Source organism: Streptomyces sp. NPDC001108, assembly GCF_053598535.1.
The window spans coordinates 98,203-125,124 of record NZ_JBSFKL010000018.1; the positions used below are offsets into that span (position 1 = coordinate 98,203).

General features: G+C 72.6%; 15 protein-coding genes. 9 read left to right on the forward strand and 6 right to left on the reverse strand.

Features of this window, described 5'->3' with window-relative positions:
* Positions 1-19 precede the first annotated feature (19 nt).
* The 4 genes from ACWC97_RS29700 to ACWC97_RS29715 all read right to left on the reverse strand — a co-directional run bounded on the left by ACWC97_RS29700 (position 20) and on the right by ACWC97_RS29715 (position 4,492).
* The gene (locus ACWC97_RS29700; RefSeq protein WP_352279151.1) at positions 20-862 is read right to left on the reverse strand and encodes a carbohydrate ABC transporter permease; all 843 of its coding nucleotides are present in this window, start codon (positions 860-862) and stop codon (positions 20-22) included.
* Positions 863-869: 7 nt separating this feature from the next.
* A complete protein-coding gene (locus ACWC97_RS29705) occupies positions 870-1,868 on the reverse strand; it encodes a carbohydrate ABC transporter permease (protein ID WP_450652627.1) in 999 nt (332 codons plus the stop codon).
* Positions 1,869-1,873: 5 nt separating this feature from the next.
* Positions 1,874-3,151: an ABC transporter substrate-binding protein gene (locus ACWC97_RS29710; protein WP_450652629.1), complete on the reverse strand. Its 1,278-nt coding sequence runs from the start codon at positions 3,149-3,151 to the stop codon at positions 1,874-1,876.
* A gap of 138 nt (positions 3,152-3,289) precedes the next feature.
* Complete coding sequence (locus ACWC97_RS29715; RefSeq protein ID WP_450652631.1) at positions 3,290-4,492, reverse strand: ROK family protein; 1,203 nt, start codon at positions 4,490-4,492, stop codon at positions 3,290-3,292.
* A 175-nt stretch (positions 4,493-4,667) separates the two neighbouring features.
* Between ACWC97_RS29715 and ACWC97_RS29720 the strand changes: the two genes are divergently transcribed.
* The 3 genes from ACWC97_RS29720 to ACWC97_RS29730 all read left to right on the forward strand — a co-directional run bounded on the left by ACWC97_RS29720 (position 4,668) and on the right by ACWC97_RS29730 (position 9,929).
* Positions 4,668-6,788 (forward strand): alpha-galactosidase, encoded by a 2,121-nt coding sequence (locus ACWC97_RS29720; protein WP_352279156.1) that lies wholly within the window; start codon positions 4,668-4,670, stop codon positions 6,786-6,788.
* A 52-nt stretch (positions 6,789-6,840) separates the two neighbouring features.
* On the forward strand, positions 6,841-7,713 hold the full coding sequence (locus ACWC97_RS29725; RefSeq protein ID WP_352279157.1) for an alkaline phosphatase family protein: 873 nt from the start codon (positions 6,841-6,843) through the stop codon (positions 7,711-7,713).
* Between the two features lie 1,220 nt (positions 7,714-8,933).
* Positions 8,934-9,929 (forward strand): helix-turn-helix transcriptional regulator, encoded by a 996-nt coding sequence (locus tag ACWC97_RS29730; RefSeq protein ID WP_352279159.1) that lies wholly within the window; start codon positions 8,934-8,936, stop codon positions 9,927-9,929.
* Positions 9,930-10,014: 85 nt separating this feature from the next.
* Here ACWC97_RS29730 and ACWC97_RS29735 read toward each other — a convergent pair whose 3' ends face one another.
* Complete coding sequence (locus tag ACWC97_RS29735; protein ID WP_450652633.1) at positions 10,015-18,861, reverse strand: amino acid adenylation domain-containing protein; 8,847 nt, start codon at positions 18,859-18,861, stop codon at positions 10,015-10,017.
* Between the two features lie 375 nt (positions 18,862-19,236).
* On the opposite strand from ACWC97_RS29735, the gene ACWC97_RS29740 reads away from it, so the two are divergent.
* From ACWC97_RS29740 to sbnB, 6 genes are all read left to right on the forward strand, one after another.
* Positions 19,237-19,707 (forward strand): cobalamin B12-binding domain-containing protein, encoded by a 471-nt coding sequence (locus ACWC97_RS29740; RefSeq protein WP_450652635.1) that lies wholly within the window; start codon positions 19,237-19,239, stop codon positions 19,705-19,707.
* Positions 19,694-20,980 (forward strand): methylaspartate mutase, encoded by a 1,287-nt coding sequence (locus tag ACWC97_RS29745; RefSeq protein WP_450652637.1) that lies wholly within the window; start codon positions 19,694-19,696, stop codon positions 20,978-20,980. The genes ACWC97_RS29740 and ACWC97_RS29745 overlap by 14 nt, the downstream gene beginning before the upstream one ends.
* A gap of 97 nt (positions 20,981-21,077) precedes the next feature.
* Positions 21,078-22,076 carry an asparagine synthetase A gene (locus tag ACWC97_RS29750; RefSeq protein WP_352279165.1) on the forward strand — a complete coding sequence of 333 codons (999 nt, stop codon included), beginning with the start codon at positions 21,078-21,080 and terminating at the stop codon, positions 22,074-22,076.
* Positions 22,073-23,299, forward strand: coding sequence for a glutamate synthase-related protein (locus ACWC97_RS29755; RefSeq protein WP_450652639.1), 1,227 nt, complete (start codon positions 22,073-22,075; stop codon positions 23,297-23,299). The genes ACWC97_RS29750 and ACWC97_RS29755 overlap by 4 nt, the downstream gene beginning before the upstream one ends.
* Positions 23,296-24,243, forward strand: a complete 948-nt coding sequence (gene sbnA / locus ACWC97_RS29760) for a 2,3-diaminopropionate biosynthesis protein SbnA (RefSeq protein ID WP_352279169.1) — start codon at positions 23,296-23,298, stop codon at positions 24,241-24,243. Before ACWC97_RS29755 ends, sbnA begins: the two co-directional genes overlap by 4 nt.
* A 41-nt stretch (positions 24,244-24,284) precedes the next feature.
* Positions 24,285-25,292, forward strand: a complete 1,008-nt coding sequence (gene sbnB / locus ACWC97_RS29765; protein WP_450652641.1) for a 2,3-diaminopropionate biosynthesis protein SbnB — start codon at positions 24,285-24,287, stop codon at positions 25,290-25,292.
* Positions 25,293-25,738: 446 nt separating this feature from the next.
* On the opposite strand, the gene ACWC97_RS29770 is transcribed toward sbnB, so the two are convergent.
* A partial coding sequence (locus tag ACWC97_RS29770; protein WP_450652643.1) for an alpha/beta fold hydrolase occupies positions 25,739-26,922 on the reverse strand: 1,184 nt, incomplete at its 5' end.

A 26,922-nucleotide genomic window follows, 5' to 3' on the forward strand; every position in this document is an offset into this window, starting at 1 on the left:
TGCGGAACGCTGCGGTGGTTCAGCCCTTGAGGCCGCTGGTCGCGATGCCTTCGACGATGTGGCGCTGGGCGACGAGGAACATGACGACCAGGGGGGTGATGGTGACGACGGCGCCGGCGAAGAGTCCGGGCAGGTTGATGGTCTGCGAGGTGAGGAAGGTGGACAGGGCGATCTGCGCGGTCCAGGCGGAGGGGTCCTGGCCGATGACCAGCGGCCACAGGAAGGCGTTCCAGCTCTCGATGAAGGACAGTGCCCCCAGGGAGGCGAGCATCGCCCCGGAGCTCGGCAACGCGATCCTGCGGTAGATGCCGAGCCAGCCCAGGCCGTCGATGCGTCCGGCGTCCTCGATCTCGCTCGGGAACTGGAGGTAGAAGTTGCGGAACAGCAGCACCGCGAACGGATTGAACAGGCCGGGCACGATGATGCCCCAGAGAGTGTTCACACCGCCCATGGAGCCGACGACGACGAAGGTCGGCACGAAGGTGACCGAGCCGGGAATCATCAGGGTGGCGACCACCAGGCCGAGCATCACCCCCCGTCCCGGAACGGGGATCCGGGCGAGGGCGTAGCCGGCGGCGGAGGCTAGGAGGGTGGAGACCGGCGCGGTGACACCGGCGATGAGCAGCGAGTTGCCGAGGGCCGGGCCCATGGAGACGGCGGGGTCGCCGAACAGGTCGGTGAAGTTCTCGAAGTGCATCGTCGACGGCCACCATGTCCACCCCGGCGCCGTGAGGCCCTGCGCGTCCATCAGGGAGTTGCGCAGCATCAGGTAGAAGGGCGTCAGGAAGGCGAGGGTGAGGAGGCCGACGAGCAGGCCGCGGGCGAGGGTGCGCGCGGTGTCGAGCACGGGCGAGGTGGTCATGCGTCTCTCACTCCTCGCCCCTGCCGAATCCGGTGACCCGTCCCTGGACCAGGGTCACTCCGACGATGAGGGCGGTCAGTACGAAGGCTCCGGCGGAGCCCAGTCCGTAGTTCTGATTGCCCATGGCGGTGTTGTAGAGGTGGACGAGCGGGGTCTGCACAGGGGCGGCTCCGGTGCCGGAGAGCCCGCTGTTGAACAGGTTGTAGAACTCGTCGAAGGCCTGGAAGGCGGCGATGAACAGCAGCATCAGTACGGCGACGGAGGTGTTGCGCAGCATGGGCAGGGTGATTCCGGTCAGCAGCCGTCGGCCGTTGGCGCCGTCGAGTGCGGCGGCCTCGTAGAGTTCCTTGGGAATGGCCTGGAGTCCGGCCAGGAAGAGCACCATGTAGAAACCGACCTGGAGCCAGAGGCGCAGGGTGACGAGGGCGATCCAGTAGAGCGGTGGTGAGGTGGTCTGCAGCCAGGCCACGGGTTCCGCTCCGAACCAGCCGCCGACCACATTGGCGATTCCGGTCGGCAGGCCGTTGAACAGGCACATCTTCCACAGCAGCGACGCCGCGACGTACGAGACGGCCGCCGGCACGAGGAAGGTGGTGCGCAGCAGGGCCCGGCCGCGCCGGATGCGGTGCACCAGCAGGGCCAGTCCGAAGGACGCGGCGAAGGTGACGGGCACGATGAAGGCGGTGAACAGGAGGATCTGGAGCAGTGAGTCGCGGAATGCCTGGTCCGCCAGGAGGGTGCGGTAGTTGTCGAGTCCGACCCAGTGGCCGAGGCCGATGGTGCCGCGCGCGTCGCTGAAGCTGAGCAGGAAGCTCCAGCCGATCGCGACGTACTTGAAGACGCCGAGCCCGATCAGTGTCGGCGCGGTCAGCAGCACGAACGCGATCCATCCGGACCGGCCCACGCGAGGACGAGCGGCCCGTGTGGTGCGGGCGGTGCCCGGCGGGGTGGCCGCGGAGCGCCGGGCCCGCAAGGATATCGGCGTGTCGTGGGTCGCCGGAGCCATCCGGTTCACCGGCCGAGCTGCTTGTCGATCTCGTGCTGCGCCTTCTCCGCCGCGGCGGCCAGGAGCGCGGCCGGGTCTCCGTGGCCGCCGACGATCTTGGCCGCGGCGCCGTTGAAGACACTGCTGACCGCAGTGTCCCAGGTCCCCGGGTTGTGCTTGCCGTACTTCGAGGCCAGGCCCACGGCCTCCTTGGCGGGGCCGGTGGCCAGCTTCTTCGCGGTCGCCGCGACGGAGGTGCGCGGCGGAACGTGGAGTCCGTAGCTTCCGCCGAAGTCCTGCTGGAGCCCGGACTGCCGGATCCACAGCCACTGGACGAACTCCTTGGCCGCGGCGACCTTGCCGCCCTTGGCGTTGACGCAACTGGACCAGCCGCCGACCCGGACGGCCCGGGTGCCGCCGGCCCCGAACGCGGGCCAGGGCAGCACACCGAAGTCGTCGCCGAGGGCGGACGAGACGGCGGGCATCGCCCACAGGCCGCTCCACTGCATCGGGACAACGCCCTGGGTGAGCGCGGAAGGGTCCCACCAGTCGGTGGTGAAACCGAGCAGCAGTGACTTGTCGTCGTGCAGGCGCTTCAGTCCCTTCAGCGCCTCAAGGGCCCGGTCCGAGCCGAACTCCACCTTGCCGTCGGGGCTGACGAGGTCGCCGCCGTTGGACCAGACGGAGAGGATCGCGGAGTCGCCGACCCCGTCGTTGCCGAGGAACAGGCCCTTGCTCTTCCCCGTGGACAGGGCCTTGGCCGCGGCGGCCAGTTCGTCGAAGGTCGTGGGCGGGTTGATCCCGGCCTTCGCCAGGGCGCTCTTGCGGTAGTAGAGCATCATGACGTCGTCGACCATCTTGACGCCGTAGAGCTTGCCGTCGACGGTGACGGACTCGATGGCGTTGGTGTTGAAGTCGCTCCTGGCGTCTCCGTACAGCTCGTCGAGAGCGGCTATCTGGCCGCGGCGGGCGAGGCTCTCGCTGAAGTCGCCGATCTCGAAGACGTCGGGGGCCGCGTCGGTGAGCAGGGTCGCGTTCAGCTTGCCCGCGTAGTCGCCGGGAACCCAGGTCACCTTGACGGCCACGTCCGGGTTGGCCTTGGTGAACTCCTTGGCGTAGCGGAGTACGGCCTGCTGGGCACCGGCTTCTCCGTAGGCGTGGTACCAGACGTTGAGGGTGGTGCCGGCCGAGGAGGAGCCGTCGGGGTCGGTGCTGCAGGCGGTCGTCAGGACCGTCCCGGCGGTGATGAGCAGTGATCCTGTGAGGAATCCGCGTCGGCTAAGCTCGAATCTGCGTGCGCTCATGTCGCATTTCCTTGTGTGAGGGTGTGTACGGGGCGGATGTGCTCCCTGGCCGACGCCTTCGTCAGTGCTTGCCGGCAGAGGAGTGCGCGGCCAGGGAGTCGTACGCGGCCGCCGTGGGGCGGCCGGTCGTCGCGTCGGTCAGCCGAAGCCGATCGTGGAAGTTGCCGCGCGCTGCGGGAAGAGTGCCTGGACGGCTACGGCCGCTCCGCCGCGAGCCCACTCCTCCCAGGGCAACGGGCGTAGTGACAGTGGGCATTGGGACGCCGCTCCGAAGGCGTGTGCGGCGTACGCGTCCTGGATGTGGCGGCCGAAGAGGTCGTAGGTGTCGGCTCCTTCCCCGCTGACCACCACACGCTCCGGACCGACCAGGTTGACCAGTGCGGCGATGCCGGTCCCGATGGCCCGACCGGCGTGGGCGAAGGCTTCGAGGGCCGCGGGGCTGCCCTCGCGGGCCATGGCCACGACCTCCTCGAAGGTGAGGCGCTGGTTCGCGGCGGACCGGCGGACCGCCTCGAGGATCGCGGCGGTCGAGGCGATCGCTTCGACGCAACCGCGCGCGCCGCAGCGGCAGATCGGCCCCGACGGGTCGACGCAGAGGTGTCCGACCTCGCCCGCGACGCCGTGGGCGCCTCTGAGCAGGTGCCCGTTGACGACGAGCGCGGAGCCGATTCCCGCGCCGATGGTGACCAGGGCGAAGTAGCCGGTGCCGATGCCTTCTCCGAACCAGTGCTCGGCAACGGTCAGCGCCCTGACGTCGTTCTCGACGGTGACCGTCAGTCCGGTGCTGGCGCCGAGCAGTTCGCCGATCGGGACATCCCGCCAGCCGAGGAGTCCGGAATGGCGCAGCCGTCCGCTCTCCCGGTCCACGTCGCCGTTGACGGCGACGCCGAGGTGACGTGTACGTTCCCGGAACGTGGGGTTCTCGTCAAGGAGTTCGTCGACCAGTTCGGCGACGAGAGCGGCGACGGTCTCGGGTGCGAGTTCGGGCGTACGCACCTCGAGGGGCCGGCAGGCGGTGGCCCGTATACCGGCCCGCAGATCGCAGACGGCGCCGAAGAGCTGGTCGGCGCTGATCTTCAGCCCGACGAAGTACTCCCGGTCGGGATCGACCGCGAGCGGGTTGACCGGTCGGCCGGCACCGGGGGCGGTGCGTTCCGGCGGGAGTTCGTACAGGTAACCGTCGTTGATGAGCGGCCGGGCGGCCTTGGTGACGGCCGTCGAGGAGAGTCCCGTCCGTCGTGCCAGTTCCACCCTGCTGAGTGGCCCCTCCGCGAGGAGCAGGGCGAGGACGGCGGTCTCGGCGGGAGCGCTGACCAGAGGCCGGGAGTGTTGTCGAAGCACGGGTGCAACGTAGAGGAAATAAATAACTTCTTCCAGTATTGATTTGGGAGTTGAGGTCGTCCTACGCTCGGGCCGCCCTGTCCTCGGACCCGGGCCGCACACGACCGAGGCCGTACTCGCTCCGTGCCGCCCCGGATCCGCCCCCGTTTCCCTCCGCACGTCAGGGGATGCATCCGTGCCCGCCACGTTCCCGCCCGTCACTTTCGACCCCGATCCGGGCCTCGCGATCCTGCGTACGCCGAACAGCGTGTACGCGCTCCGCGTCGGCGCCGACGGCAGTCCGCGGCACGTCCATTGGGGCGCCCCGCTCGGCGCCGCCGCTCTGGCCGCGGCGCCGGAGCCGGCGTCCCCGGCCGCGAGCAGCTTCGAGGCGGACGCCGCCGATGAGCTCGCGCCGCAGACCGGGGCGCGCTTCGGGCCCGCCGGCCTCCAGGTCCGCTTCGCCGACGGAACCCGGGGGGCGCAGTGGCGGTTCGCGGGTCATCGCATCGACGGCGGTGAGCTGCGACTCCGTCTGGAGGACCGGCACCGTCCCCTGCGGGCGGAGCTGTGCTACCGGGTACGTTCCGACACCGATGTCGTCGAGCGCTGGACGGAGCTGACCCATACCGGTGCGGTCGACGACCCCGCCGGTCCGGTCTCCGTCGGCCGGCTCGACTCGGCCTCCTGGACCGCCCCGGCCCTCTCCGACTACCGGCTCAGCCATCTGGTCGGCGGCTGGAACAGCGAGTTCCAGCTGCGCCGCGACCGGCTTCCCGTCGCCGAGACCGTGCTGACCAGCCGTCGGGGACTGACGAGCCATCACGCGTCCCCGTGGCTGGCCCTCGACGACGGCACCGCGGCCGAGGAGGAGGGCGAGGTATGGAGCACCGCACTCGCCTGGAGCGGGAGCTGGCGCGTCACGCTCCATCGCGACCCGGTCGGCCGCACCGTCTGGACCGGGGGCTTCGGCCACGAGGGGCTGTCCTGGACCCTCCGTCCGGGCGAGAGCCTTCGTACGCCGGTGTACGCCGGCCTGTACACCGGGCACGGCTTCGGCGCGGCGAGCCGTGCCTGGCACCACTACGTGCGCAGGTACGTCCTGCCGGAGCCCGAACGGGACCGGCCGGTGCTCTACAACTCGTGGGAGGCCACCGGCTTCGAGGTGGACGAGGCCGGTCAGCTGAGGCTGGCGAACCTGGCCGCGCGGCTGGGGGCCGAGCTCTTCGTACTGGACGACGGGTGGTTCGGCACGCGTCGCGACGACCGGTCCGGGCTCGGCGACTGGACTCCCCGCCCCGAGGCGTTCCCCCGCGGGCTGCGCCCGCTCGCCGACGAGGTGCACCGCCTCGGCATGGAGTTCGGGCTGTGGGTGGAGCCGGAGATGGTCAACCGGGACAGCGAGTTGTACCGCGCGCACCCGGACTGGGTCATCCACTCCCCCCGGCTCGACGCGACGGAACTCCGCAACCAGCTGGTCCTGAACTTCGCCCGGCCCGAGGTCGAGTCCTGGGCCCGGGAGACCCTCGACCGCCTGGTGCGCGACCACGGTGTCGACTGGCTCAAGTGGGACGCCAACCGGGCCTTCACCGAGGCCGGTTGGGATCATCCCGACCCCGACCGGCTGTGGATCGATCACACCCGGGCCGTCCACCGGATCATGGACCGGTTGCGCGAAGCCCACCCCGGACTGCGTATCGAGGCGTGTGCGGGCGGCGGCGGGCGGGTCGACCTCGGCGTCCTCGCCCGTACCGACCAGGCGTGGACCTCGGACAACACCGATCCGGCCGACCGGATCGGCATCCAGCACGGTTTCGGTCAGCTCTTCCCCGCCCAGGCCATGGCCGCGTGGGTCACCGACAGCCCCAACACCACGACCGGCCGCGGCACGCCACTGCGCTTCCGCTTCCACGTGGCCATGGCGGGCGCGCTGGGGATCGGCGGGGACCTCGCGTCCTGGTCCGACGCGGAGCTGGCGGAGGCCGCCGTGCTCGTCGCCGAATACAAGGAGATCCGTCCACTGGTGCAGCGCGGTCATCAGCACCGCGTCGCCTTCGACGGCCCCGTGTCCGCGGTCCACTACGCGGCGCCGGACGACAGCGAGCACGTGGTCCTCGTCTGGCGTCCCACGGCCCGCTTCGGGCACGGGGCCGCCCCGGTGAAGCTACCCGCCCTCGATCCCGGGGCGCGGTACCTCGACCCGGGCGCGAACCAGGTGTACGACGGCGCCTTCCTGATCCATCGGGGCATCGACCCTCGGCTGCCCGCAGGTGACCACGCCAGCAGCCTGATCCGGCTCAGCCGTGTCGGTCCCTGAACGACACGCCCCCACTCCCGCTTCCCTCTCCCGACACGTCTGGACCGGTCCCATGGAAAACACCCAGAACACCGCTCGCGTACTGGTGGTCGGCATCGACGGCGTACGCCTCGACCTGCTGCCCGAACTCGACACCCCGTACCTCGACGGGATAGCCCGCGCGGGCTTCCTGGCCCCCGTCGAGGTGGACTCCGCGACACCGACGATGTCCGGTCCCTGCTGGACCACCGTCGTCACCGGGGTCGGCGTCGCCAAGCACGGGGTGTGGGCCAACCGTTTCGACGGCAACCGCCTGGACGTCTTTCCCGATTTCACGACCCGCCTCGCCGCCGACTGCGGACTGCGGACCTTCGCCGTCGGCGGCTGGGAGCCGCTCTTCCTCGCACGGCAGGGAGGCCCGCTCTTCGTCTCCCCCACCCGGCTCGGTTATGTCGCCCCCCAGGCCGACACCCCCGAGGCGTGGGAGGAGGTGGACGACCGGGTGACCGCCGAGGCGGAACACCTTCTCGGTCTGGACGAGGAGCTCCACGCCGGCTTCGTCTACCTGGGCGCCGTCGACGAGACGGCCCACTTCCTCGGCTGCGGTCAGGAGTACCGGCGTTCGATCGAGGCCGCCGACCGGCGGCTCGGCCGCGTCCTCGAAGCCGTGCGCCGCCGGCCCGGCAACGCGGCGGAGCGGTGGACGGTCATCGTGGTGACGGACCACGGCCACCGCGACGAAGGAGGACACGGAGGGCGCAGCCCGCAGGAGCGCACGGCTTGGATCGCCGCGTCCGGTCCCGGCCTGCCGGCGGGCGCGACTCCGTCGGGCCTCCGCCACGCCGATGTCGCCGCCCAGGTCTACGCCGCACTCGGGATCGCTCCCGACTCCCACTGGACCCTGGACGGGGTTCCGTTCACGGCCTCGGTCGCCGCCGTCTCGTGACCCGGCCATCCGCCCGGAGGCTGTCGTGAGGCCCACGGAGCACACCATGGCGTCGGCCTTCGACGACGACCGGTGGTGGCGGCGCCCTCCGCCCTCCACGTCGACGGGGCCACGGTCGATGTCCGGTTCCCCCGTCACCGCGTCGAAGCGGAGGTGGAGGCGGCCCCCGGCCCGCCTGCCCGCGTAGACGTCACGGCGGCCGGAGCGGCCGCGGTCACCCTCCACCTCGACGTTCCGCCCGGCGGTGCCGCCGGATTCCGGCGTCCCCACGCGGGTGGGTGCGGCCCCCGCCCGCCGACCGGTCCGACCGGCGCCTCCTGTCACCCGTCCGTTCCGCGCCGGTAGGCCGCCCATACAGCGCGGCGGGCCGTAGCCCCCTCGCTTTCGCCGCCGATCACGGCGGCCGACGGAGCCTGATCCGATCCGGCCTTCGAGGAGAGTCGGCCCTTCCGGGTGGGGCCGCGCTTCACGCCCGGTGCCGAGGGAGCTGTTCCGTACCGCCCGCGGATCTCTGTCCGCCCCACCAGGACGTGCTCGCCTCCCGGCCCGGCACCTGGTGCCTTCCTTGGCCGGAGCCTCCCGCCGCCGAAACACCTGACAGGACGGCCGTACGGCCTGGATCCGATGGGCGGGGCCCCTTATGGGGGACCGTCCCCCACTATCCTCGGCGCCCCGGCCGGTGGGGGCGGAGGGAACCGGCTGCCGCCCGGCCCGGCAGGTATCCCTGGGGCTTGCGCGGCACGCCGTGGGAGGAGAGGGACCACACTCCCCCGGCCGACGCAGCCCGGCCCGTGCGCCGCAACCCCTTCGCCGTACGGCCCCCCGGGCACGGCCGCACGGAGCACACGACGGGCTGACGTGCCGTTCGGCCGGGAGCCGCCATGGCCCACGCGGCTCCGTCCGATGGCGCCCGGCCGCGGGAACCAAGGGCGAAGCGCCGGTTGCCCGTAGTCGGAAAGCAGTGCCCTCCGGTCGCCGGACACCGGTCTTCGTGTCCGGGATCCGTCCGCGGAAGGCCGCTTCGCCCGCCCCGGGGGCCGGTGGCCCGAAGGAACTTGGGGGATCACCCCGCATCCGCCGCCGCCACGGCACCCGTTCTACTGGTGTCCGGCCGGCGGCTCCCCCGGTGTCGCCCCGGGAGAACACCCCGCCGGTACGAACTCGACTCGTGTCCCACAGCCAACAGGTGCCGTACGACAAGACATACAGGAGCGCACGACATGCGGACCTCTCTGGGTATCGACTCCGTCGCACGGAGTGTGTACATCTCGATGGTCGACCGGCCCGGCGCGGAGGTGGCGGAGCTGGCCTCGCGACTGGAGGAGACCGAGGAAACGGTCCGGGGCGGACTGGAGCGGCTGTCCGCGCAGCTGCTCATCGTCCCGGGGGACTCCGCCAGCGGCTGGCGGCCGGTCGATCCGGAGGTCGGGCTGGCGGCGATACTCACCTGGCAGCAGGACGAACTGGCCCGCCACCGGCTTCAGGTGGAGGGCAGCCGGCTGGAGGTGACCCGGCTGCTGTCGGAGCGGGGGCAGGACGGCCGGGAGAGCGTTCCGGACGTGAAGTGGCTGGCCGGGGCGGATGCCGTGTGGCAGCACGTCACCTCGCTCGCCGACGCGTGCGCGCAGGAGTGGCTGACCGTCGGACCGGTCGAGCGGCCGGACGCGGCGGCCTTCGAGGCCGGTCACTCGCTCCACGAGATCCTCCGGCGGCGCGGCACACCCGCCCGCACGATCGTGCTGGAGAGCGTCCGCAACGACCCGGAGGCGACGGAGCGGCTGCGCCGGAGCGAGGAGTGCGGCGGCGCCGTCCGCACCCTGCCGTCGCTGCCCGTGTGGATGATCGTCTCCGACCGCAGGCACGCCGTCGTGCCGGTCACCAGCGGACACGGCGTGGTCGGCGCGATGGCCTGCGGCGTCGAGTCGGTCACGGAGGCCTTCGCGACCCTGTTCGCCCGGCTGTGGAAGGAGGCCCTGCCGCTCGCCGAGGCCCGCCCCCGCACCCGTGGCAATCTCTCCCTCCAGGAGCAGCATGTGCTCCTGCTGTGGGCGCAGGGGCTGACGGACGCGGCAGCGGCGCGGCGGATGGACGTCTCGGTGCGCACGGTGCGCCGCCTCTCGGAGAAGCTGACCGACCGGTTCGGTGCCCGGAGCCGGTTCCAGCTCGGCGCCCTCGCGCTCGCCAGCGGCGGCATCCGCGCCGAGGACATGGCCTGACCGGTCCGGTCCGACGCACCGGGCCGGGAAGGGGCCGGATCCCGTCGCCGGGGTCCGGCCCCTTCCGTCGCGGCGCCGGGCAGGATCACCCGGCGGGTGCGAACTGCGCGGTGATCGCCGCCATCATCAGGTCGGCGATGCCCTGGGCGAGCTGCGCCGGGGTGGGGAGTTCGAACACGGCGCGTACCGGGACGTCCACCCGGAGCGCCTTTCGGAGCCGGGAGGCCACCTGCGTGGCGAGCAGCGAGTGCCCGCCGAGCTGGAAGAAGTTGTCGTGCACGCCGACGCGTTCGATGCCCAGCAGCTCCTGCCAGACGGTGGTGACCGCCCGCTCGACGGCGTTGCGCGGTGCCGTGTACTCCTCTCCCAGGTCCGGCCGTTGGTGGTCGGGGATCGGCAGGGCCTTCCGGTCCACCTTGCCGTTGGGGGTCAGCGGGAGGCGCTCCAGTGTGACGAACGCCGCCGGGATCATGTGGTCGGGCAGGAACCGTCCCAGATGGGCGTGGAGGTCGGCGGTGGTCGGCGTGTCCGTGCCGGTGGGCACGAGGTAGGCGACGAGCCGTTTGTCGTCGGGGGTGTCCTCGCGGACGATCACCGTGACCTCGCCGATGCCGGGGTGGGTCAGCAGGGTGGACTCGATCTCGCCGAGTTCGATGCGGTGGCCGCGGATCTTCACCTGGTTGTCGATCCGCCCGAGGAATTCGAGCTCCCCGTCCGCCCGCCACCGCACCAGGTCGCCGGTGCGGTAGACCCGGGTGCTCACCCCTTCGGCCTCGTACGGGACGAACTTCTCCTCGGTCAGCTCCGGCCTGCCCCGGTAGCCCCGGGCCACCGGGACGCCGCCGATGAGGAGTTCACCGGGGACGCCGACGGGCAGCGGCCGCCCGTGCTGATCCACGACGAACGCCCGGGTGTTGGCGACGGGCCGGCCGATCGGCGGGACCACGTCGCCGGGTTCGACCTCCGTCGAGGTGACGATGACGGTGGTCTCGGTGGGCCCGTAGTTGTTGATCACGCGGAACGGCAGCCGGGCCCGCGGCGGCATCCGCAGCCGGTCGCCGCCGGTCAGCACGTAGTCGAGGGCGCAGTCCGCCTCCCACGGCAGCGCCGCCAGGGCCTCCAGCATCGGTGTGGACAGGAACGTGGTGTGGACGCGATGTTCGCACAGCCAGTCCCGCAGCAGGTGGGGGCTGAGCCGGACGGTCTCGGTGGTGACGCAGCAGGTCGCGCCGCCGATCAGGCCGAGCCACAGTTCCCACGCCGCCGGGTCGAAGCCGATCCCGGCCATGAGCGCGATCCGCTGCCCGGGTTCCAGCCCGTACTCCCCGACCGTCCAGTGCACCAGGTTGATCAGGCTGCGGTGCTCCACCTCGACACCCTTGGGGCGGCCGGTGGAGCCGCTGGTGTAGATCAGGTAGGCGAGGTCGTGCGAGGTGGCGACGGGCCGGGGATCGGTGTCCGGCTCGTCGGGCAAAGTCGTGGTGTCCAGGTCGAGCAGCATCATCGGTACGTCGGCGGGCAGCCGGTCGGTGTGCGCGGAGCCGGTGAGGACGACGGGGGTCGCGGTGTCCCGCACCATGTACGCCAGCCGCTCCGCCGGGTACTCCGGGTCCATCGGGACGTACGGCGCGCCCGCCTTGAGGACGCCCAGCACGGCCGTCACCAGGTCGGGGCCGCGCTCCAGGCACACCGCGACCGGCATGTCCGGCCGCACTCCGTACCGGGTCCGAAGGTGGTGGGCGATCCGGTTGGCGCGCGCGTTGAGCTGTCCGTACGTCAGGGTGCCCTGCGGTCCCTCCACGGCGACCGTGTCCGGCTGCCGCGCCGCGCGCTCCTCGAACAGGCCGTGGAGTGTGGCGGTGTCCGGGAAGGGTGCCTCGGTGCGGTTCCACTCGACCACCGTGCGCCGTCCCTCCTCGGCGGTGAGCAGGGAGAGCCGGGACAGCCGTGCCCCTGGCTCACGGGCCACCGTCTCCAGCAGGGTGCCCAGGTGGCCGGCCATCCGGGCGACCGTGTCCCGTTCGAAGAGATCCGTCCGGTACTCCAGGGTGCCGTGCAGCCCGCCGTCCGCGCTCTCGGAGATCATCAGGGTGAGGTCGAACTTGGCGTCCGGCAGGGTGACCGCGAGCGGCTCGACGTCCAGTCCCGGGAGGCTCCAGCCGTCCTCGTCCGGGGTGTTCTGGAACACGAACATCGTCTGGAAGAGGGGGTTGCGGGACGGGTCGCGGTCGGGGGCGAGTTCCTCGACGAGGCGTTCGAAGGGCAGGTCCTGGTGGTCGTACGCGCCGAGCGCGGTCTCCTTCACCCGGTCCAGCAGCTCCGTGAACGCCGGATCCCCGGAAAGGTCCGTCCGCAGGACGAGCGTGTTGACGAAGAACCCGATCAGCTCCTCCGTCTCCGCCCGGTTCCGACCGGCCACGGGACTGCCCACCGCGATGTCGTCCTGGCGGGCGTACTTGACCAGCAGCACCTGGAAGGCGGCGAGCAGGACCATGTACAGGCTCGCGGTGCCGCTCCTGGCGGCCTCCCGCAGCCCGGCGGCCACGGCCGCGCCCACCTCGAACGTCACGGTGTCGCCGCCTCCGGGGCGCCCCGCCGGACGGCGGTGGTCGGTGGGCAGTTCGAGGGGTTCCACCCCGGCGAGCCGCTCCCGCCAGTACGCCAGTTGTCCCTCCAGCACGTCAGTGGTGTACTTCTGCCGCTGCCAGACGGAGAAGTCGGCGTACTGCACCGGGAGCCGGGTGTCCTCGGGCGCGGTGCCGGCCGTCGCCGCCCGGTAGCCTTCCCGCAGTTCACGCGCCATGACCGACTCCGACCATCCGTCACAGGCGATGTGATGCACCGTCAGCAGCAGGTGTGCCTCCTCGTCGGCCAGCCGTACCAGATGGGCGCGGAGCAGCGGTCCGGCCGCCAGGTCGAACGGTCGGGCGGTCTCCGCGCGGGCGAACTCGTCCGCCTCCTGGTGCCGTTCGCCGGGGTCGGTGACGTGCCGCAGGTCGTGGACGGTCGCGCGCACCGGCGTCGGGGGGTCGACGATCTGCGCCGGTTCGCCGTCGTCGTCGGCGACGTACCTCGTCCGCAGGATCTCGTGGCGTGCCACCAGGCGGGTCAGCGCCGTGTCGAGGGCGCCGGTGTCGAGGGCACCGCTGACGCGCAGCGCGAAGGGCACGGCGTACTCGGCGCGTCCGGGTTCCAGCTGGTCGAGGAACCACAGCCGTCGCTGGGCGAAGCTCAGCGGCAGCGGCCCGCCGGTGCGGTCGGCCGGCCCGATGCGGTCCGTGCCGGCCGCCCCGTCGGCGGCGAGCTCCTCCACGGTGGCGGCGAGCCCGGCGACGGTGGGGGTCGCGAACAGTTCCCGCACCGGCACCTCCACGCCCAGGGCGTCCCGCAGCCGTGACGTGACCTGGGTGGCGAGCAGGGAGTGACCGCCGAGCGCGAAGAAGTCGTCGTCCACCCCGGTGACCTCGGTGTCCAGCACCTGGGACCAAGCGGCGGCGATCGCCCGTTCGACCGGGGTGCGGGGGGCCGGGCCGCGCGCCCCGGACGCGCGGGGCTCGGGCGCGGGCAGCTTCCGCCGGTCCACCTTGCCGTTCGGGGTCAGCGGCAGTCGCTCCAGCGGCACGAAGGCGGACGGCACCATGAAGTCGGGCAGTTCCCTGCGGAGCCGTCCGCGCAGGGTCTCGCCGTGCACCGTGGCGCCCTCCGGCGGGACGACGTACGCGACGAGCCGCCTGTCGCCGGGGGTGTCCTCGCGGACGACGACGGTGGCCGCGGCGACGTCGGGGCCGGTCAGCAGCGCGGCCTCGATCTCGCCGGGCTCGATGCGGTGCCCGCGCAGCTTCACCTGGTCGTCCAGGCGCCCCAGGAATTCGAGCTGCCCGTCGGCCAGCCAGCGCACCCGGTCCCCGGTGCGGTAGACGCGGCGCGGTGTGCCGTCGACGTCGACGGTCACGAACCGCTCCGCCGTCCGGTCCCGCTGCCCCCGGTACCCGCGCGCCAGCCCGCCGCCGCCCACGAGGAGTTCGCCCGGAACCCCGGTCGGCACCGGCCGGCCGTGCCGGTCCACCACGTACACGAAGGTGCCGGGTACCGGGCGGCCGATCGGCGGGACGGCGGTGCCGCTGACGACCTCGGCCGAGGTCGTCACCACCGTCGACTCGGTCGGTCCGTAGTTGTTGACGACGCGGAAGGGCAGACGCAGTCCGGCCGGGAGGCGCAGCGCGTCACCACCGGTCAGCACGTGTTCCAGGGAGGTCGGCTCCGACCAGTCGAGGGAGGCCAGCGCCTCCAGTACCGGTGTGGAGACGAAGGTGCCCGTGATCCGCCGCTCGTTCAGCCAGCGCTGGAGCAGCGCCGGGGTCAGCCGCACCGTCTCGTCGGGTACGCACACGGTGGCGCCGGTCGCCAGGGCGGGCCACAGCTCCCAGGCCGACGCGTCGAACCCGACTCCGGCCAGCAGCGCGACCCGTCGTCCGGGAGCGGCGCCGAAGGTGTCGGCCGTCCAGCGGACCAGGCCGGCCAGGCTGTGGTGCTCGATCTCGACGCCCTTGGGGCGGCCGGTGGAACCGCTGGTGTAGATGACGTACGCCAGGTCGGCGGGGGACGCCGAGGGTTCCGGGTCATGGGCCGGCAGGTCGGCGAGGGAGGGCCAGTCCCGGTCGGTGAGGAACCGGCCGGGGCCGTCGGGCAGCCGGGCGGACCGGGCGCCGTCGGTGACCACGAGCCCGGCCCGCGCGTCCGTGATCATGTGGGCGAGCCGGTCGGCGGGGTGCTCGGGGTCCAGCGGGAGGTAGGCGGCGCCGGACTTGAGCACGGCCAGCAGTGCGGTGATCTGTTCGGGGCCGCGCTCCAGGCACACGGCGACCACGGCACCGGGACCGGCCCCGCGCAGACGCAGGTGGCGGGCGAGCCGGTTGGCCCGGGTGTTCAGCTCCCGGTAGGTCGTTCCTCCGTCGGCCGCGAGCACCGCCGTCGTGTCCGGCCGCACGGCGGCGCACTCCTCGACGAGCCGGTGCACGGTCTCCCCGGCCACGGTCCCGTCCGCCGCCGCGGACGCCGTCCCGCTCCATTCGGTCAGTACCCGGCGCCGCTCGGCCCCGGTCAGCACCTCCAGCTCGGACAGGCGGCGCTCCGGTCCGGCGACCGCCGAACGCAGCAGCGTGGCGAAGTGTCCGGCCAGCCGCTTCGCAGTGTCCGGGGCGAACAGGTCGAGGGCGAAGACCAGGTCTCCGCCGAGCGAGCCGTCGGGCCGCTCGGTGAGGATCAGGGACAGGTCGAACTTGGCCTCCTCCTCGCGGACGGAGAACGGCTCCACCACCGTTCCGGGCAGCCGCCAGGCGTGGCCGTCCGGGGTGTTCTGGAGGGCGAACATCGTCTGGAAGAGGGGGGTGCGGGAGAGGTCGCGGTCGGGGGCGAGTTCTTCCACGAGGCGTTCGAAGGGCAGGTCCTGGTGGTCGTACGCGCCGAGCGCGGTCTCCTTCACCCGGTCCAGCAGCTCCGTGAACGCCGGATCCCCGGAAAGGTCCGTCCGCAGGACGAGCGTGTTGACGAAGAAACCGATCAGCTCCTCCGTCTCCGCCCGGTTCCGACCCGCGACGGGACTGCCCACAGCGATGTCGTCCTGGCCGCTGTACTTGGCCATCAGCAGCTGGAACACCGCCAGCAGCGACATGAACAGGCTCGCTCCCTGCCCGGCCGCCAGCCGCCGGGCCGCTGCGACGACGTCGACGGGGACCGAGAAGGACACCGTGCCGCCCCGGCCCGACCGCCGGGCCGGGCGGCGGTGGTCGGTCGGGAGTTCCAGCGGACGTGCTTCGGCGAGCCGCTCCCGCCAGTACGCCGACTGCCCCGCCAGCGCCGGTCCGTCCAGCACCTCGCGCTGCCAGCTCGCGAAGTCCGCGTACTGGAGGCCGAGGGGGGCCGGGGCACCCGGCCGGCCGGCCACCTCCGCTCCGTACAGTTCGCCCAGCTCGCGGGCGAGGATCCCCTCCGACCAGCCGTCGGAGACGATGTGGTGGACCGTGAGCAGCAGCAGCCACTCCTTGTCGGCCACCTGGACCGCCGTCGCCCGGAGCAGCGGCCCGGCGGCCAGGTCGAACGGCTCTCCGGCCGCCTCGCGCAGCATCTCGCGCGCGGCGTCGGTGCCGAGGTGCCGGGCGTCGTGGACGTCCACCGCCACCTCGCGCACGGCGTCGACGACCTGGAACGGGCGTCCCGTGGCATCCGCGACGAACCGGGTCCGCAGGATCTCGTGCGCGGTGGTCAGGGCCGTCAGTGCGGCGCCGAACGCGTCCGGCGCGAACTCCCCCCGCACCCGCAACCCCACCGGGATCGTGTACTCGGCCCGGCCCGGCGCCAACTGGTCGAGGAACCAGAGGCGTTGCTGGGCGAAGGAGAGCGGCAGGGCACCCGTCCGGTCGGCGCTCGGGATCGCGGCGCGGGTGTCCGGCTCCAGTGCGTCCACGGCCGTCGCCAGCAGCGCCGGGGTCGGCGCGTCGAAGAGCGTCCGGTAGGGGACGTCCACTCCGAGGTCGCGGCGCAGCCGGGAGGCGACCCGGGCGGCCAGCAGGGAGTGGCCGCCCAGCTCGAAGAAGTCGTCGTCCGCGCCGACCTCGTCGATGCCCAGCAGTTCGGCCCAGACGGCGGCGACCGCCCGTTGCGTGGGGGTGCGCGGTGCGGCGAACGCGGCGGAGAGGTCCGGGCGGTGGCTCTCGGGTGCGGGCAGTGCCCGCCGGTCCACCTTGCCGTTCGGGGTGAGCGGCAGCCGCTCCAGCACGACGTACCGGGCGGGCAACATGTGCTCGGGCAGCTCGCGGGCCAGGGCGGCGCGCAGCCCGGCCACGGCCAGGGACGTGCCGCCGGCCGGAACGAGGTAGGCCACCAGCCGTTTGTCGCCCGGGGTGTCCTCGCGGACCACGACCGTGGCCGCCGCGAGGGCCGGTCGGGAGAGCAGGGCGTTCTCGATCTCGCCGAGCTCCACCCGGTGCCCGCGCAGCTTGACCTGGTCGTCCATGCGGCCGAGGTAGACCAGGCGCCCGTCCGGCAGCCACTTCACCAGGTCGCCGGTGCGGTAGAGGCGGGCCCGGGGGTCGTCGGAGAAGGGGTGCGGCACGAAGCGCCGCGCCGTCAGGTCGGGTCGGCCCAGATAGCCGAGGGCCACGTTGACCCCGCCGATCAGCAGTTCGCCGGGGACTCCGACCGGCTGGATCTCGCCGTGCGTCCCGACCACGTACACCTCGGTGTTGTCGATCGCCCGGCCCATCGGCACATGGTCCGCCGCCGGGTCAACCGATGTCGTCCGGGCGACCACGTTGCCGACGGTCGCCTCGGTCGGGCCGTACTCGTTGACGATCGCGGTGTCCCCGGTGCCGAGGGTCAGTACCCGGTGCGCCAGCGCCGGAGTCAGGTCCTCACCGCCCGCGACGACCGTGGCGATGCCGTGCCGGGCGCCGTCCTGCTCCAGACGGGCGGTCAGCAGCTCCAGGTGCGAGGGCGTCGCCTTCAGGAAGCTGACCGGGACACCGCTCGCGACGATGTCCATGGCCGCGTCGAACACACTCTGCCCCGGCCCCGGCTCCGGTACGACCAGGCACAACCCCTGCACCAGCGGCAGGAACAGCGCGGTCACGGTCAGGTCGAAGGCCGCCGACGAGCACAGCAGGGAACCGATGCGGGCACCGGGTGCCGGGGGGTAGTTCCGGTCGCACCAGTGCAGGTAGTTGACGACGCCCCGGTGCGCGACACGCACGCCCTTGGGGCGGCCCGTCGAACCCGAGGTGTAGATGACGTACGCCACGTCGTCCGGGCCCGCGGCGGCGAGCGGGGCGGTGCCGGGGCCGGACGGCCACTCCCGGTCGGCCCGCAGCAGCGCGGTGTCCGGGGTGAAGAGGTCCGCGTGCGCGGAGTCCGTCACCACCACCGGTGCGGCGCTGTCCTCGACCATGTACCGCAGCCGCTCGGCCGGGTAGGCCGGGTCCAGCGGTACGTAGGCGGCGCCGGACTTGAGCACGCCGAGCAGTGCGCACACCAGGTCGGGGCCGTGGTCCAGGCAGACCGCGACCAGTGTGCCGGGGCCGATGCCCCGCTCCGCCAGGTGGTGTGCGAGCCCCTGGGCGCGCTCGTCCAGTTCCCGGTAGGTCAGCCGCTGTCCGCCGTGCTCCAGGGCGACCGCGTCGGGCAGGCGCACGGCCCGGTCCGCCACCAGTTGGTGGACGGTCGCGGTGTCGGGGAACGCGGACCGCTGCCCGTTCCACTCGGTCAGGATGCGATGCCGTTCCGGCTCCGTCAGCATGTCCAGCGCGCTGAGCGGCTTGCCGGGCGCCTCGGCGGCGGAACCCGCGAGCGTCGTGAGGTGGCCCGCCATCCGCTCCGCCGTGGCGCGTGCGAAGAGATCGGTCCGGTAGCCGAGGACGCCTCTTGGTCCCCCCTCGTCCGCGACGAGGTCCAGCGTGATCTGCGCGTGGGGCGGGAACGCGGTGGGCCCCCGGTCGGCGGTGCGCCACGCGAACCACGCCACCGTGGTGCCGGTCGCCCCGGAGGGCACCGGGCCGCGGGCGGCGGCGTCCGCCACGCCTCGCGCGACATGGGTCAGGGCCTCGGTGAACGCCGGGTCGCCGGACGCGCCGCACACCACGGCCGCCACGTCCGCGTCCGTGTCCCGTGTGCCGTCCGCCACCACGGCCACCGGGACGTCGCCCCGGCCCGCGTGCCGCGCCAGCAGGGTGTGGAACACCGTCAGCAGGACCGCGGACAGCTCCACTCCCCGGTCGCGGGCCAGCGCGGCCAGCGCGTCGGCGGTGCGGGCGGGCACGTCGAACGGGACCCGGTCCATGGGACCCGGTCCGTCCTCCGACGGCCTGTGGTCCAGCGGCAGTTCCAGCGGCTCGATGCCCGCCAGTGCGTGCCGCCACTCCCCCAGCTGGTGATCAGCCACCGTTCTCTCCCCATCGTCAGGACGTCGTCAGCGGTACAAGCGGTTCACGGGCGGCACGTCGTACGGCGTGCGTCGAGGGCAGGGGCGGAGTCCTCCCGGCGGTCCGGGGAGCGTGCTGCCGGCGGAACCGCGGCCGCCGGCGCCGAACGTCCGCGACGAGCAGGCTAGGAGGCCCGGACGCGCACCCCCAGTGGACAGAAGTGACGCCTCCGGGGGTGGTCACAACTGCCCAGTGCCGTTCCCGATCACCGCTGGCCACGATGGACGGCGTCGCGTCAGCGCACCGCCCGGACGCCCCAGGAGGGCGATGTCACGGGTGTCCGGCCCGATCTCAGCGGTCGCGGCCCATCACGGTTTCGAGAGGAAGATCCGGTCGTGTACCCGCATCGCCAGCCCCCGGACGGTCCGCGCCACGCGGTCCTGACCACCATCGCCTCGGACTCGCACACCTGGAACCTGCTCTTCCTCCAGCTCCTGCTGGAGGAACAGGGCTGGGAGGTCACCAATCTCGGCGCGTGCGTCCCGGTCGATGTGCTGATCGAGGAGGTATCGGCCCGTACGCCCGGCCTCGTCGTCGTCAGTACGGTCAACGGGCACGGTGCTGAGGAGGCCCCGGGGCTGGCCCGCGCGGTGCGCGCCGTACCGGCACTGGCCGGGGTGCCGCTGGTCGTCGGCGGCAAGCTGGACACCTCGGGCACGCTCGCCCCGGAGGTCCATGCCGCGCTCACCGACGCCGGCTTCGACGCCATCCTGACCGGCCCGAACGCGGTCCCCGGGCTGCTCGCCCTGCTCGACGCCCTGCCCCAGCACCGGCCCGGAAAGCCGCACGCCGATGTCGTCGGCTGAACCCGCCCCCGCCGGTGGCGCATTCCACCGTTTCATGGCCGACCCCGCCCGCACCGGTGGCCTCGTCGTGCAGCCCCGCATGGGCTTCGCCGACCCCGCCAGGATGCGTTCCGGCCTGATCGCCACCCGGGGCGCCGACGCCACCACGGTCGGCACCCTCACCCTGGACAGCTTCACCCGCGTCGGCGACTACGCGGCCGCCGCCCGCGCCGTCGCCCAGGGCCACCACCTCAACGGCTATCCGCTGGTCAGCATGGCCGTCGGGACCACCACCGGTCTTCTCGACGGCGTCCACGGCCCCGGTTTCCCCGTCCAGGTACGGCATGGCTCCGCGCAACCCGGCCGGATCGTCGAATCGCTCGTCGCGGCCGGACTCGACGCCACCGAGGGCGGCCCCGTCTCCTACTGCCTGCCCTACGGCCGCACCCCGCTGGCCACGTCGATCCGGGCCTGGGCCGATGCGTGCCGCAGCCTCGCCGCACTGCGCGAGGCCGGCACCGAACCCCATCTGGAGACCTTCGGCGGCTGCATGCTGGGCCAGCTCTGCCCGCCGTCCCTGCTCGTCGCCCTCTCCGTGCTGGAGGCCGTGTTCTTCCGTCGGCACGGTCTGCGCAGCGTCTCCCTCAGCTACGCCCAGCAGACCGACCGCGAACAGGACGAGGAGGCCCTCCACGCCCTGCGCGCCCTCGCCGCCGACCATCTCCCGGACGTCTCCTGGCACGTGGTCGTCTACACGTACATGGGCGTCTACCCGGAGACCTGGGACGGTGCGCTGCGGCTGGTGGCGGACGCCGCCCGGCTCGCCGTGCGCACCGGCGCGACCCGGCTCATCGTCAAGACACCGGCGGAGTCGGCCCGTATCCCCACCGTCGAGGAGAACGTCGTCGCGCTGGAGACCGCCGCCGCGGCCGCCCGGACCACGCGTCCGGCCGCTCCGCCCCCGTCCACCGGCATCGAGGCGGAGGCCCGCTCCCTCGTCGAGGCCGTCCTGCACCTGCACGACGACATCGGCCAGGCCCTGGTGCGCGCCTTCGCCCACGGCTATCTCGACGTCCCGTTCTGCCTGCACCCCGACAACGCGGGGCGCACCCGCAGCTTCATCTCCGACCGCGGTCGGCTGGAGTGGTCCCGCACCGGGTCGCTCCCGCTCGGCCGCCCCACCTCCGCACGGCCGTCCGGGCGGCTGACCTCGTCCGGACTGCTCCAGGCGCTCAACCATGTCAGGAACCGCTACGACGTCCCCGCCGCCGCCCGCCTCGACAGGGCGAGCTGATCCGAGCGGCCCCCGCCCCGGCGCCCCTCCGCCACCGATGGCGGGTGCCCCGGCCCGGCAACGACAGGAACAGGACACGACAGACATGACACTCCAGATGGATCACACGTCAACCTCCGGGGCCGCGCTGCCCACGCCGTTGGAGCACCTGCGCGACCCGCGCACCCGGGCGGCCCTGCGCGTCCAGCAGGCGCTCGTGGCCGGTGCCCGTTCCTTCCTGCGCTCCGACGGGGCCGTGGAGATGGCCCACCCGGTCATCGGCCCCGTCACCGACCCCGGCTCGCGCGGCGCCAAGCAGGTGGACGTCGACTACTACGGCCACCGCTACAAGCTGATGACCAGCGCCATCCTGTACAAGCAGGCGTCGCTGCTGGCCTTCGACCGCATCTTCCTCGTCGCGCCCAACGTCCGCCTCGAACCCGTCGAGACCAGCGGCACCCACCGCCACCTCACCGAGTTCCGGCAGATCGACGTCGAGTACGCGGGCGCCGGCCGGGACGACGCCATGGGCGTCGCCGAACAGCTGGTGCGCCACGCCGTGACCGCCGTCGTCGACGAGTGCGGCGACGACCTCGCCGTCCTCGGCCGCGACCCGGAGACCCTGCGCCGCCACGTGGCCCGGCCGTTCGCCCGGGTCCCGCACGGTGAGGTCGTCGACGCCCTGCGCCGCGACGGGTACCCGCAGGCCGCGGGTACCGAGATCGAGTGGGAGGCCGAGGAGCGGATCTCCCGCCGGGCCGACGCCCCGTTCTTCGTCGTCGGCTACCCCAAGGGCTCCCGCGGCTTCTACGACAAGGAGAGCCCGGACGAGCCCGGCACCCTGCTCAACTTCGACCTCATCGCCCCCGAGGGCTGCGGCGAACTGTGCAGCGGCAGCGAACGCGAGTACGAGTACGCGGCCCTGGTCACCCGGATGCGTGAAACCGGTGAGAACCCCGCCAAGTACGCCTGGTATCTGGACGTCGCCCGGCACGGCATCCCCAGCAGTGCCGGCTTCGGCATCGGTCTGGAGCGCCTGACCCGCTGGGTCACCGGCCTGGACTCCGTCTGGCGGACCACGGCCTTCCCGAAGATCGCGGGGGTCGTGTCGCCGTGACCCAGCTGGCTGCCCCCGGCCTGCCCGAGGAATCCATCCGGGCCCGGGCCCGTGACGGCGCCGCCGCCGTCTTCCCCCCTGCGGACCGCTACGGCACCGCGGTCTTCGGCGCCGACCCCGAATCCGGCGGCGACGAGATCGACCGGCTGCGCCTGGCCCCGCCCGTCTTCATGCCGGGCCGCCTGGCCAAGCTCATCGATCTCGGCCGCGAACCCCTCTACTCCGACGTCGTCCTCGACACCGCGCTCGGCGGATTCACCGCCCCGCTGCCGGTCTACGTGTCGGCGCTCGGCTCCACCCGCGTCACCGGCACCGGGCTCGCCCTGAGCCGCCAGGCCGGACGACTCGGCATCCCCATGGTCATCGGCGAGAACGTCGCCCCCATGAACGGCTTCCGCTCCAGCGGCGACGACCACCGCAAGGGCCTGCTGGAACGAGTCCAGGCGTACTGCGAGGAACTTCCCGACGGCATGGGCGGCATCTGCGTCCAGCAGAGCACCGAGGACGCCGACTCCGAGGTCTGGAACCAGGTCTACAGCGAACCCGCCGTCACCGGCCTCCTGACCACCGGCCGCCTCGGCTTCGAGCTCAAGACCGGCCAGGGCGCCAAGCCCGGCCTCGGCGGCCTCACCATGATCAGTGAGGCGGTCGCGGCCGACCTCGCCGGACAGTACGCCGTCGAGCGGCTGGGCCCCGGCGCCTCCTCGGTCCTGCGCTGCGCGAGCCCGGGCACCTTCACCGACGAGATCTTCCGCCGGCAGATCCAGCTCATGCGCAACAACTACCCGCGCGCCCGTTGCTGGGTGAAGCTCTTCCCCGGCCGCGACGTCGGCCGGGCCGCCGCCATCGCCTGGGACGCCGGTGCCGACGCCGTCACCGTCGACGGTGCCGAGGGCGGAACCGGCTGGGCCCCGACCGGCTTCCTCGGCCACGTCGGGCTGCCGCTCGCCGAATGCCTGCGCCGCGTCGACCCCGCCGGCCGTACCCTCCTCGCCAGCGGACGGGTCTGGGACGGCCTCCGCGCCGTGAAGCTGCTCGCCCTCGGCGCCCGTGCCGTCGGCCTCGGCCGCGCCGCGCTGATCGCCGCCGACGAGGACCCGGAGCACGGCCTCGAACGCCTGCTGGACGCCATGGCCCTGGAACTGCGGATGGCCGTCAGCGCACTGGGCCGTTACGCGGCGGAGGAGACCGGCCCCGAAGACCTCTGGGAGCCCCGGCCATGATCTACGAGCACACCTACGAGCTGGTCACCGACGACCTCTTCGTCCAACTGCCCCGGATGGTGCCCGGATCGGACCTCTTCCTGAAGATCGAGGGCCTCAACCCGGCCGGCTCGGTCAAGCTGAAGACCGCGCTGAGTCTCGTCGAGGACGCCGAGCACCGCGGCGTCCTCACACCGGGTGCCCGGGTCATCGAGTCCTCGTCCGGAAACCTCGGCATCGCCCTCAGCTCGATCTGCGCCACCAAGGGCTACCACTTCACCTGCGTCGTCGACCCGAACACCAACGCCACGAGCATCGACCACATGCGCGCCCTGGGCGCCGAGGTGGTTGTCGTCGACACCGTCGACGCCAACGGCGGCTTCCTCCAGTCCCGCATCGCCCACATCCGACGCCGCGTCGAGGCGGACCCGGCCGTGGTCTGGCTCAACCAGTACGCCAACCCGGCCAATCCGCGCGCCCATTACGAACAGACCGCGCGCACCCTGCTCAAGACGGTCCAGCATCTCGACTACCTGTTCATCGGGGTCGGATCCACCGGCACGTTCGTCGGCTGCGCGCAATATCTGCGCGAGTTCTCGCCGCACACCCGGATCGTCGCCGTCGACGCCCTCGGCTCCGTCCTCTTCGGCGCCCAGCCCGGCCCCCGGCACATCCCCGGCCTGGGCGCCAGCCGCGTCCCCGAACTCTTCGAACCCGAGCTCGCCGACGACATGGTGCTGATCGCCGAGAAGGACGCCGTACGCGAGTGCCGGCTGCTCGCGCGCACCCACGGCCTGCTCACCGGCGGCTCGACCGGATCGGTCCTCGCCGCCGTACGCCGCCGCGCCGACACCATCCCGGCCGGATCCCGCGTCGCCGCGATCTCCCCGGACCTCGGCGAGCGCTACCTCGGCACGGTCTACAACAACGACTGGGTCGAGCGGAACTTCGGCGCCCTCACCTGAACCCGCACGCACGCACGCACGCACGCGAAAGGCAACCACCGATGTCAGCCTTCCACGTCATCGACGGCTCCGTCGCCCAGGACGTCATCGGCTCCGCGCCGTCGGACATCCTGGACATCGTGCGGGAGACATACCTCCAGCACAGCCACGGGGCCACCGTGAACCCCAACAGCTACTTCCTGCGCTTCCCGCACGATCCCGGCGCCCGGATCATCGCCCTCCCCGCCCACCTCGGCGGCGACGCACCGGTCTCCGGCCTCAAATGGATCGCCAGCTACCCGCAGAACGTGGACCAGAACCTGCCGCGCGCCTCCGCCGTCCTGCTGCTGAACGACGCCGCGACCGGCTACCCGTTCGCCTGCCTGGAGGCGTCCGGCATCAGCGCCGCCCGCACCGCGGCGTCCGCCGCGCTCGCCGTGGAGACCCTCGCCGACGGGGACGGCCCGAAGACTGTTCTCTTCGTCGGCGCCGGCGTCATCGCCCGGACCGTCTCCGACTTCCTCGCGGCGCGCACCACCAAGGTCCGCGAGTGCCTGGTCCACGACCACGTCGACGCGTACGCCGAGACCTTCGCCGCGTACGCCGCCGACACCCACGGCTGGCAGGCCCGCGCCGTGGACCGGATCGACGAGGCCCTGGCCGCCGCCGACCTGATCGTCCTCGCCACCACCGCACCGGAACCCTGGCTGACGGACCGGCATACCCTCCGGCCCGGCCAGCTCGTCCTGAACCTGTCGCTGCGCGACATCCACCCCACCGTCATGATCAAGTGCCACAACGTCCTGGACGACCTGGACCACTGCCTCACCGCGCGGACCTCGCCCCATCTGACTGAGCTGGAGTACGGCACGCGCGACTTCATCGACGGGACCCTGGCCGACGTGCTCCGCGGCGATGTGACCCTGGCCCATGACCGCCCCACCGTCTTCTCCCCGTTCGGCCTCGGCGTCCTCGACCTGGCCGTCGGCCACCACATCTACCGGACCGCCCTGCGCACCGGGCGGGCCACCGAGATACCGGGCTTCTTCCCGGAGCTGAAGCGCTGGTGAACCGGGCGGCCCCGGCCGCGACGCCCGAAGCCCCGGCCCCACGGCCCCGCCACACACGGCGGGACCAGGGGGCCGGGGCTTCGGCGTGTGCGCCGAACGGGTACGGGGCTGCCGGCCGGGCCCGTACCGGGCGATGAGCCGAGCTGGACACCGTCCCCGACGACTTCACCGAGGCCCCCTCCGGCAGGGCGACACCCAGGGGCAGGCTCCTGCCGGGATCCGTTCAAGGTTCGTCCGGGACCCGTTCAAGCTTTGTCCAGGGGCCGGGAGCGAAGCCCTTCGGCCCGGATCGCCGGGGCGTGCAGCGGGGCATGCGTCGAGACAGGGGCGGGACATGCGGCAGGGCCGGCGAGGAAGCCTCGCAGGGCATCCTGCCGTGACTGGCACGACACCCTGTCAGCTCCTCGCCGGCCCCGTACCGCGGCGGCGGTCCGTACTCAGATCCGCTACAGATCCCGCTCCCTGGTAGCGGGCCCGGCCGACACGGCAAGGCCCAACTCGGCTACTACGGCGTTCAGTTGCTCGGCGCCCCTCACCATCTCCATGTGCCGGCCCGGCATCGCCCGCTGGGCCAGTCCTGAGGGGTAGAGCCCGTGCCAGTGGGCGAGGTAGCGGGCCTCCGGCACCTCGTCGCCGCTGCCGTCGCGCACCGTGTCGCTGACGAACAGCGTCGCCCTGGCCGCCGAGCGACCGGGCCGGTAGGCGGCGAGCGAGCGCACCTCGGCCTCCAGCACCGCGTAGGGGAGCCATTCATCGAGCGTGACGAGGTTCTCGTCGAGGTTCATCTCCGGAGCGAGCCTCCGCAACTCCCGCTCCGTCGCGGCACGTTCGGTACCACGCTCGTCCTGGCCGCGCCGCCACAGCTCGTCCACCCGGCGGTACACCTCGGCGTGGCGCTGGAAGCGCGCCCGCTGGTCGTCGCCGGTGACCGCCGGTTCCAGCAGGTAGAGACCGGCCACCTCCTCCGGCGCCTGCTCCCCCATCGCATGGGCGATCACCGCGCCGGTCGACCATCCGAGGAGGGTGCACGGACCCGTGGGCTGCACCCGGCGGATCTCCCGCCAGTACCGCTCCGCGATCGACTCGATGCCGACGAGAGGCGCCTCGCCCGCGTTCAGCCCCGGCGCCTGGACGCCGTACACGGTGAACCGGCCCGTAAGGCATCGCGCGAGGGCCCGGTACGGGTGGGTGCTGCCGCCGCCCGGGTGCACGCAGAAGAGAACGGGCAGCTCCGGGTCCACCACGGACGAAAGGAGCACCACCAGCCCGGCCGACGCCGCCTGCGGGACATCCAGTGCGCCCGCCAGCTGGGCCACCGTCGGGTGCCGCACGAACTGCTGAAGGGCGATGTCGAGACCGGCTTCCCGCAGCCGAGAGACCGCCCGGACAGCGCTGATCGACTGTCCGCCGAGTTCGAAGAAGTTGTCGTGGATGCCGATGGTGTCGATGCCCAGGACGTCGGTCCAGACAGCGGTGATGGTCTCCTCGGTCGAGTTGCGGGGTGCGGTGTAGGTGGTGTCGAGGTCGGGGCGGTGGTGGTCCGGGGCGGGAAGGGCCTTGGTGTCGACCTTCCCGTTGGGCGTCAGAGGCAACTCGTCCAGGAGCACATACGTGCTGGGAACCATGTACT